The sequence below is a fragment of the Proteobacteria bacterium CG1_02_64_396 genome (assembly GCA_001872725.1).
Lineage (GTDB): Bacteria > Pseudomonadota > MNWR01 > CG1-02-64-396 > CG1-02-64-396 > CG1-02-64-396.
In genome coordinates this window covers 1-8,477 of sequence record MNWR01000013.1, presented here as the reverse complement: position 1 = coordinate 8,477, position 8,477 = coordinate 1, and the positions used below count along the sequence as shown (strand labels likewise).

The window sequence follows — 8,477 nt, the reverse complement described above, 5'->3', positions numbered from 1 at the left end:
GGGGTTGAGGTTCCAGGGTTGCCTCCCCATTCGCGGTCGGGGACCGCTCCTACCAAAACCAACCCCCCAAACCCCGACCTTCACCCTTGCCTGTGGGAGGCCACCTCTGTGGCCGAAGCGAAGCTGAGTTGTCGGGGCGAGATCGGGTTTGGGTGGAGGTGGTCGCTGTTGCTCTTTGGAGGGCCGTGCTCCGTCGTGGCCGCCTTTCCTTCAGCGCACAAAAGGAGGATGCGGGGCACATCGGGCAGGCGGGGGTTGAGGTTCCATGGTTGCCTCCCCATTCGCGGTCGGGGACCGCTCCTACCAAACCCCCCCCAAAAAAACCCCGACCTTCACCCTTGCCTGTGGGAGGCCACTTCTGTGGCCGAAGCGAAGCTGAGTTGTCGGGGCGAGATCGGGTTTGGGTGGAGGTGGTCGCTGTTGCTCTTTGGAAGGCCGTGCTCCGCCGTGGCCGCTTTTCCTTCAGCGCACAAAAGGAGGATGCGGGGCACATCGAGCAGGCGGGGGTTGAGGTTCCAGGGTTGCCTCCCCATTCGCGGTCGGGGACCGCTCCTACCAAAACCAACCCCCAACCTCGGCCTTCACCCTTGCCTGTGGGAGGCCACTTCTGTGGCCGAAGCGAAGCTGGGTTGCCTCCCCATTCGCGGTCGGGGACCGCTCCTACCAAAACCAACCCCAAACCTCGGCCGACATCCTCGCCCCTTTTTTCGCCCAGCGGCGCTACACTGCTCCCCCCAAAGGAGGGGGCCGTCATGCGCATTGCCGACACTGCCGGACAACCCTGCACCGATTTGCTGCACGCCCTCGACAGCGGCAAAGAGGGTTTGAGCGACGCCGAGGCGGCCGTGCGCCGGGCCCGCTACGGCGACAACCGCATCACCTTCCACCACCCCACCCCGGTCTGGCGGCTGCTGGCCGCCGAGTTTTTCGCCCTCTTCCCCCTGCTGTTGCTCGCCGCCGCCCTGCTTGCGCTGCTGGCCGACCACTTAAGCCCCCACGACGGCTACGACTTGATCGGCCTGGCGCTGTTCGGGGTGGTGGTGCTCAACGCCCTGGTTTCGTTCGTGCAAACCTACAAGGCCGAGCGGCTGACCCTGGCCTTTTTGGCCTACATCCCCCAAAGCGTGGTGGTGCTGCGAGGGGGGGATAAGGTGCTCAAAAACACCTGGGAGGTGGCGCCGGGGGATGTGGTCTTCGTGCAGGAGGGGGACAAGATCCCCGCCGACGGGGTGATGCTGGCGGGGGGGCCGTTGGTGGTCGACGAGTCGATCCTGACCGGGGAATCCCACCCCCGGCACAAACGGCCCAGCGAAACCATCGACCCCGACGCCACCCTGTTTTGCGGCGCCTTGGTCCATAAAGGGGAGGGGCGGATGCTGGTGGTCGCCACCGGCGCCCACACCACTCTGGGTGAAATCAGCCGGACCACCACCAATCTGGACCGCACCGAAACCCCGATGCAAAAAGAGCTCAAGGGGTTCGTCCGAGTCATCACCTGGCTGGCGCTGGGGATTGGCGCCCTCTTCTTCGTCATCGGCATGGCGCTGGGCAACCCCTTCTGGGGCAACCTGATCTTCGCCATCGGCATCATCGTCGCCAACGTCCCCGAGGGGCTGCTCCCCACCGTCACCCTGGCGTTGACCCAGGCAAGCCTGCGGATGCGAAGCCACAACGCGGTGGTCAAGCGGCTGGTGGCGGTCGAAACCCTGGGCAGCACCACGGTGATCTGCACCGACAAAACCGGCACCCTGACCCAGAACCGGCTCCACGTCGCCTACACCTATCTCGACGGGATGCAGATCGAGGCGGCCGCCTTCTCTGCCCTGCTGCAACACCCGGCCGGGGCGACCGCAGCCGAGATCATGGCGCTGTGTCACGACGCCATCGCCACCCGCGACGTCGACGGTTCGGTTCGCTTTCATGGCGACCCCACCGAGGTCGCGCTGGCCCAATTTGTCGACACCTTGCCCGGCTTTGCCGCTGTCACTGAGCGTTTTGTTAGCCTGAGCCGCCGCGCCTTCGACGCCGAGGCCCGCTACATGGCGGCCACCTACCACACCCAGGGGGACACCCTCTACCAGACGGTGAAGGGGGCCCCCGAGGTGGTTCTGGGGCGCAGCCACTACCTGCATCGGGGTGGCCACCCCACCCCGATGAACGAGGCCGACCGGAGCGCCATTTCGGCCCAGGCCAAACGGTACGCCGCCGACGGGTTAAGGGTGCTGGCGCTCGCCTACCGGATCGCCGATGCCCCCGGAGGTGAGCCCGAGGGGCTGGTCTTCGTGGGCTTGGTCGCCCTGGTGGATCCCCCCCGCCCGGAGGTCCCCGCTGCGGTCGCCGCCTGCCAAACGGCGGGAATCCGCATCGTGGTGATGAGCGGCGACAAGGCCGAGACGGTGGCCTACATCGCCCGTACCCTGGGGATCGCCCAAGCCCCCCGCATCATCGAGGGGCCGGAACTCGCGACGATGGCGGATGCGGCGCTGCACTCGGCACTTTCTGGTGAGGTGCTCTTCGCCCGCATCGCCCCAGAACAAAAGCTGCGGGTGGTTGAGGCGTTGCAGGCGATGGGGGAGGTGGTCGCGGTGACCGGGGACGGGGTCAACGACGCCCCGGCGCTGAAGCGGGCCGACATCGGGGTGGCGATGGGGCTCAAGGGGACCGACGTGGCCAAAGAGGCCAGCGACATCATCCTGCTCGACGACAACTTCGCCACCATCGTCGCCGCCATCGAACAGGGACGGGCGGTCTACGACAACATCCGCAAATTCATCACCTACATCCTGACCAGCAACATCCCCGAGATCCTTCCTTTTTTGGCCTTTGTGCTCTTCCCCATCCCCCCGGCGATGACGGTGGTGCAGATCCTGGCCATCGATTTGATCACCGACGTACTCCCCGCCATCGGACTGGGCAACGAGCCTCCCGAGGCCGACACCATGCGCCGCCCCCCCCGCCCCAGGGATGAACACCTGGTCGGGATGTCGACCTTCGTGCGCAGCTATTTGATTGCCGGCCCCGTCGAGGCTTTGCTCGCCTTCGCCGCCTTTTTTACCGTGCTGTCGGCGGGGGGGTGGCGTTGGGGGGAGGAGCTCCTCCCCGACACCCCCCTCTATGCCCAGGCGACCGCCGCCTTTTTGACGGCGATCATCTTCGGGCAGATCGGCAACGTGCAGGCCTGCCGCACCGCCCGACTGAGCGCGCTACCACTGCTGCGCCGCTTCAACCCCTGGATCGCCGGGGGAATCGCCTTCGAGCTGCTCTTTGTCGCCGCGATTCTGACCATCCCGACCCTGCAACCGCTGTTCACCGTCGCCCCCTTCCCGGCCCAGGCCTGGGTTTGGATCATCGCCGCGCCGCTGCTGCTGTTTGCCGTCACCGAGATCCGCAAGGGGTGGCTGCGGCGCCCCTCTTCCTGATCCCGGAAACTTGCCCCCTCCCCCCCTTTCCTCCAAGGTTCACCCCTTTTTTCATCCGTTTGCCGCGCCATGCGGCTCTTTGAAAGGACACCGTTGTGCTTACCACCAACGCGCAGAAAGTCAGCTACGCCATCGGCCTGGGCATCGCCCGGGATTTTCAATCCAAGGGGATCGCCCTGGAGCCCGAGTCCTTCTCGATGGGGGTGCGCGACGCCGTCTCGGGTCTGGCGCCGCAGTTGAACGATCAAGAGATCGAGGTGGCGATGCAGGCCTTCCAGCAAGAGGTCGCCAAACAACAGGCGGCCGAGATGGCAAAGGCAGGGGCCCAAAATCGCATCGAAGGGGAGGCCTTCCTGGCCAAGAACGGGCAAAACCCCGAGATCACCACCCTGCCCAGCGGCTTGCAATACCGGGTGATCAAGCAGGGCAATGGTCCGATTCCCAAGGAAGGCGACACCGTAACCACCCACTACCGGGGCATCCTGATCGACGGCACCCAGTTCGACAGCTCCTACGACCGGGGCGAGCCTGCCACCTTCCCGGTGGGGGGTGTGATCGCCGGTTGGACCGAGGCGCTGCAACTGATGCCGGTCGGCTCGAAGTGGCAGCTCTTCATCCCCGCTGGGCTGGCCTACGGCCTCCGCGGCGCCGGTGGGGTGATCGGCCCCGATGCGACATTGATTTTCGACATTGAGCTGCTCGGCATCGGCTGAGGGGTGGTGCAGTGAAGAAACCCAAAAGGGCAGCCGCTGGGCTGCCCTTTTGGTTGGGGGGGGTCGAAATTGCCTTTGGGAGGAACGCGCTGCGCCGCGTCCACGGTTACGCCGAAGCGTGATCCTCCAGCCTCACCCCAGCGTTGCCATCCTCTCCATCCGCCCCAGCAGCCCTTGCTTTCTCCCCTGGCTGGCAATGTCTCCGGGCAGATGCCCCGACAACGCTTCGATGAAGTCGGGTTCCTGAAGCCATCGGGTGAAGGTCTTGGCGACAAAACGGTGCAACTCCAGGTCGGCCCGCCGCAACTCCTCCTCCACCTCGGGCCGCCCATCGAGCACCGCGATTAGATCCTCCAGATCGTGGCTGCCCCACCAATCCCCGTTCCCCCGACCCAGAAACGCCTCGATCTTGGTGGCGATGAAGCAGGGGGCGGTGACCATGCGGATGGTGATCCCGCTCGGCAGCTGCGTTTCGGTCGCGGTACTCAGCGCCAGGGGATACCAGCGGTTGGCAAAACCCAGAATGTCGGAATCGATCGGCATCACGTCGACCTTGACCGCCCCCACGACCCAGCGGCAGATCACCGTATCCGAGCTGTCCTCCCGAAAACCCAGCGCCCGCAACCGCTCGCCGAAGCGGTGATAAGCACCGGTCGAGGCGAGTTCGGCGATGACGTCCACATCGACGGTCGCCCGAACGGGGGGCGCAGCGGGGTCGGTGAGCAACAACCCCACCGCGCAACCCCCGAGAAAAACGACCTCCCCTACCATGTCCCCCAATCGTTCGGCCACCAAGGTGAGGTTTGCCAAATTGGGATCGAGCCGATTCATGGCGCCCAATCCCAATCGCCGTTCAGGCGACGTTCGAGGTATTCGGCGGCCAGCGCCCGCTCCCTGGCCCGTCCGCCGCGCAGGGCATCGACCAGGGCGAGCAATTCGTAGAGCCGGGCGTCGTTCCGGGCCGCCAGGGGAACCGACTTGTAGAGGGGGGAAAACGCCAATCCCCGCGCCTCCCCCTCGGGATCGGGCCAAACCGGAACCGGCTCACCATCGGGGAGAATCTGCGTATTCAAGGGGGGCGCGGCGTGGGCCGTTGGCACCCCCCGCGTCATCGCCCCCCGGTCGGGGGCAAAAATGTAGGGGACGCCAAAGCGCAGTAGATCAAACAACCCTTTGCGCTGTATTCCACCACCCGAAACAGGATTGGCCATTTCCCGACTAGCGATCATCGAACGAATTGCGGGCGGCACCATGGGGGAAATGTACGCCATCTGAAGATCCAACAATCCCGCCGCCACCAGCCGCTTCACCCCGGCGTGCACCTCGGAAGAACTCATCCCGAGTTCCAACGCCAACGGGGCGTAGCTCCACCCCGGCTGCGGCAGGGCGGCAATCTTGAGCAGAACGACGATGTCTTGGGGTTTGAGGATCATGGGGAATACGCTATTCGCGATTCGCGAACGACGCAAGAACAACGGCAGCACTGGGTTCGGCTCAGAATCGGGGGGGGGCTCGCTTTGGCCTGTGGGGCTCGGGTGCGACTTGCGCCACCATCCTTCCAACAAACCGCTTTCTTATTTCAACTTGTCGCCCTTAAATAAAATAAAGACGGTTCTTATTTTAGGATGAGGTCCAAAATGCAACGCTCCGTACAGGGAACCTACGTCTCCATCTCGACGGCGGGCGAACAGGTCCAAGCCTTCGTGCCCGCCCCATTGCCCCCCTCCCCCCCCATCGACTGGAGTCCCGAGCTGCGGGCCAAATTCGACCAGGCCCTGCTGGCTCTTGGGCGGCTGGACAGTGTCTCGACCTTGCTGCCCGATACCGCGCTGTTTCTCTACATGTACGTCCGCAAGGAGGCGGTGCTCTCCTCCATGATCGAGGGGACTCAATCCTCCCTGTCCGACCTGCTTCTTTTCGAGCTCGACCAAGCCCCCGGCGTCCCATTGGACGATGTGCGCGAGGTCAGCCAATACGTCGCGGCGCTCGATCATGGGTTGCGCCTGCTGGACGAAGGGTTGCCGCTGTCGCTGCGGCTGATCCGCGAGGTCCACGGCGTATTGCTCAACCAGGGGCGCGGCAGCAGCAAAACCCCGGGGGAATTCCGGCGCAGCCAGAATTGGCTCGGCGGAACCCGCCCCGGCAATGCCGCCTTTGTCCCGCCTCCGGCTGATCGGGTTATGGAGTGCATGGGGCAACTGGAGCTCTTCCTGCACGATCAACCCGAGGCGACGCCGATCCTGCTCAAGGCGGCGCTGGCCCATGTGCAGTTCGAGACAATTCACCCCTTCCTCGACGGCAACGGACGTTTGGGCCGCCTGCTGATCGCCCTGCTTTTGTGCGAGCACAAGGTTTTGCAGACCCCGATGCTCTACCTGAGTCTCTATTTCAAAACCCATCGCCAGTATTACTACACATTGCTGGACGGCGTGCGGCACACCGGCGATTGGGAGGCGTGGCTCGATTTCTTCGCCGAGGCGGTCGTCGTCACCGCCGGTCAGGCGGTGGATACGGCGCGGCGGCTCGTGGATCTGACCGATCGCCACCGCGACGCCATCTCGACGCTGGGCCGACCGGCCGCCTCGACCCTTCAGGTCCACCGCGCCCTAATGGCCCACCCCATCGCCACCTCGGGTTGGCTGGTCGTTCAAACCGGTCTCACCCCCGCCACGGTGAACAAGGCGCTCGCCAACTTGGTACAACTCGACATCGTTCGGGAATTGACCCTCCAAAAACGCAACCGCCTCTTCAGCTACGCCGACTATGTGGCGATTTTGAACGAGGGGACCGAGCTTCCGGCACGGTAAAAGGGGACGTCATGCGCCACTCCTCAATACATCGCGATGTATGTCGGCGATGCCCACGGGAAGCCCCTCCTTGAAACCCTTGCTTTGGGCGAGCGGGAGATCGCCGAGGGCAAGGTCGCATCACAGGAAGAGGTCGCCACACGGATGCGGTCGCGGCTGAATGCCCCCCACCCAAGCCCGGCGGGTCGCGGTTCGACTCGCTCGTGGACCGCAACCCGCGCATACCGCTCATGCGGCGACCGGTCGCCGCACCCCCAAAGACCCAACAAAAAAACCCGCAGGGCGTGAGCCTTGCGGGGTTTTTGTTGCCTGTGCCCAATACCCCACCAATGCTATGTTTCCAATCTGATGCCTCGTCCCCCCAAGTCCATCGCACCAAGGAAGAGGAGCCCCGTTTGATCGACAAACGAGCGCTGACCGAACGCGACATCTGCACCAAATACATCACCCCCGCGTTGCAGCGGGCGGGGTGGGACATCGCGACCCAAATCCTGGAGGAGTTCCCCCTCACCAAGGGACGGATCATCGTTCGGGGCAAGCTGCACACGCGCGGGCAAAACAAGCGGGCCGACTACCATCGGATTTTCCAGCAAAGTGACGCGGTCGGCTTAGAGCATTAGCAACCACTACCACCTGCTGATCGAGACCCCCAAGCCCAACCTCTCCCCTGACGCTGACCCCGTTCCGACTTGTCAAAGGGGTACGGTAAGGGGGGGTAAAACTGGTATTTCAAGACCTGACCCCGTTCTTCACGCGCTGAAGAGCCCCGCACACCCCCCCCTGCATCGGCGAGGGTTAGGGCGCCTTATGGGGCACAGGAAACACCCTTTTGAGCGGCTCCCGGTAGATTAAGGCGAGGACTGGCTTTTCTTGGGAAAACCTTGTCAAGCGTTTTTTTAGGGGTGGGGCTGAATAGTTACGATTAATGTAAATATTTTCCATATGACTTTCATGGACGCCTCCTAGTTTGCCAGTGCATTAGGGTCAAAATTACAAGCTTCATTTCTTGGCCCCTTGTACCCCCGTAGAATCATACCGCTTAGATGCCTATCTGCTGACAACATGACCTTTGATCGCATCAATGTGTTCAATATTTTTGCGTGTAATTCGGCAAATGAATCATGCGCTTCACCTGGGGTTTCTGAGACAAAATAGAGGCACCGCAATGCCCGACTGACCACAATATGATTCTGAAAAGTCGCATCAAAACTGGCTGCTCCTTTCATATATTCCTGCGTGGTGACCGCCACCTGCCGCAACGCCATCCTCATCCGCTCCGAATTCGGATAATTCGTTTCGATCCAAATTTGAACGTCGTCCCGCACCCCATCGCCATCCGAATCGATCCCCTCCACGGTTGCCCTGCCTGCCGCGCCGGGATCGAGGGGAAGATTCGCGGTCGGGGGTGGTGCTGGGTTGGGCGTGGGAGCTGGAACCACCGAAGAGACAACGACCACCTGGGTTGCGGAGGCTTGATTGCCGTTGGTGTCGCTGGCCGTCCAGGTCACCAGGGTAGCCCCCACCGGAAAAGTGCGCGG

Annotated in this window: 6 protein-coding genes; 4 read left to right on the top strand and 2 right to left on the bottom strand. The window is 63.4% G+C overall.

The window, feature by feature from the left end; genetic code table 11:
* Nucleotides 1–752 precede the first annotated feature (752 nt).
* A complete protein-coding gene (locus AUJ55_01410; protein ID OIO61076.1) occupies nucleotides 753–3,419 on the top strand; it encodes an ATPase in 2,667 nt (888 codons plus the stop codon).
* Between the two features lie 95 nt (nucleotides 3,420–3,514).
* The gene (locus AUJ55_01405; GenBank protein ID OIO61075.1) at nucleotides 3,515–4,132 is read left to right on the top strand and encodes a hypothetical protein; all 618 of its coding nucleotides are present in this window, start codon (nucleotides 3,515–3,517) and stop codon (nucleotides 4,130–4,132) included.
* Between the two features lie 132 nt (nucleotides 4,133–4,264).
* On the opposite strand, the gene AUJ55_01400 is transcribed toward AUJ55_01405, so the two are convergent.
* Both AUJ55_01400 and AUJ55_01395 read right to left on the bottom strand, forming a co-directional pair.
* Complete coding sequence (locus AUJ55_01400; protein ID OIO61074.1) at nucleotides 4,265–4,963, bottom strand: hypothetical protein; 699 nt, start codon at nucleotides 4,961–4,963, stop codon at nucleotides 4,265–4,267.
* Nucleotides 4,960–5,565: a hypothetical protein gene (locus AUJ55_01395; GenBank protein ID OIO61073.1), complete on the bottom strand. Its 606-nt coding sequence runs from the start codon at nucleotides 5,563–5,565 to the stop codon at nucleotides 4,960–4,962. Before AUJ55_01395 ends, AUJ55_01400 begins: the two co-directional genes overlap by 4 nt.
* Nucleotides 5,566–5,769: 204 nt before the next feature.
* Between AUJ55_01395 and AUJ55_01390 the strand changes: the two genes are divergently transcribed.
* Nucleotides 5,770–6,939 (top strand): cell filamentation protein Fic, encoded by a 1,170-nt coding sequence (locus tag AUJ55_01390; protein OIO61072.1) that lies wholly within the window; start codon nucleotides 5,770–5,772, stop codon nucleotides 6,937–6,939.
* Between the two features lie 395 nt (nucleotides 6,940–7,334).
* Complete coding sequence (locus tag AUJ55_01385) at nucleotides 7,335–7,559, top strand: hypothetical protein (protein ID OIO61071.1); 225 nt, start codon at nucleotides 7,335–7,337, stop codon at nucleotides 7,557–7,559.
* Nucleotides 7,560–8,477: the final 918 nt, after the last annotated feature.

Bases quoted from the DNA above. Each gene is read 5' to 3' on its own strand.
- AUJ55_01410 (OIO61076.1), top strand. From the start codon at position 753: ATGCGCATTGCCGACACTGCCGGACAACCCTGCACCGATTTGCTGCAC.
- AUJ55_01400 (OIO61074.1), bottom strand. From the start codon at position 4,963: ATGAATCGGCTCGATCCCAATTTGGCAAACCTCACCTTGGTGGCCGAA.
- AUJ55_01395 (OIO61073.1), bottom strand. From the start codon at position 5,565: ATGATCCTCAAACCCCAAGACATCGTCGTTCTGCTCAAGATTGCCGCC.
- AUJ55_01390 (OIO61072.1), top strand. From the start codon at position 5,770: ATGCAACGCTCCGTACAGGGAACCTACGTCTCCATCTCGACGGCGGGC.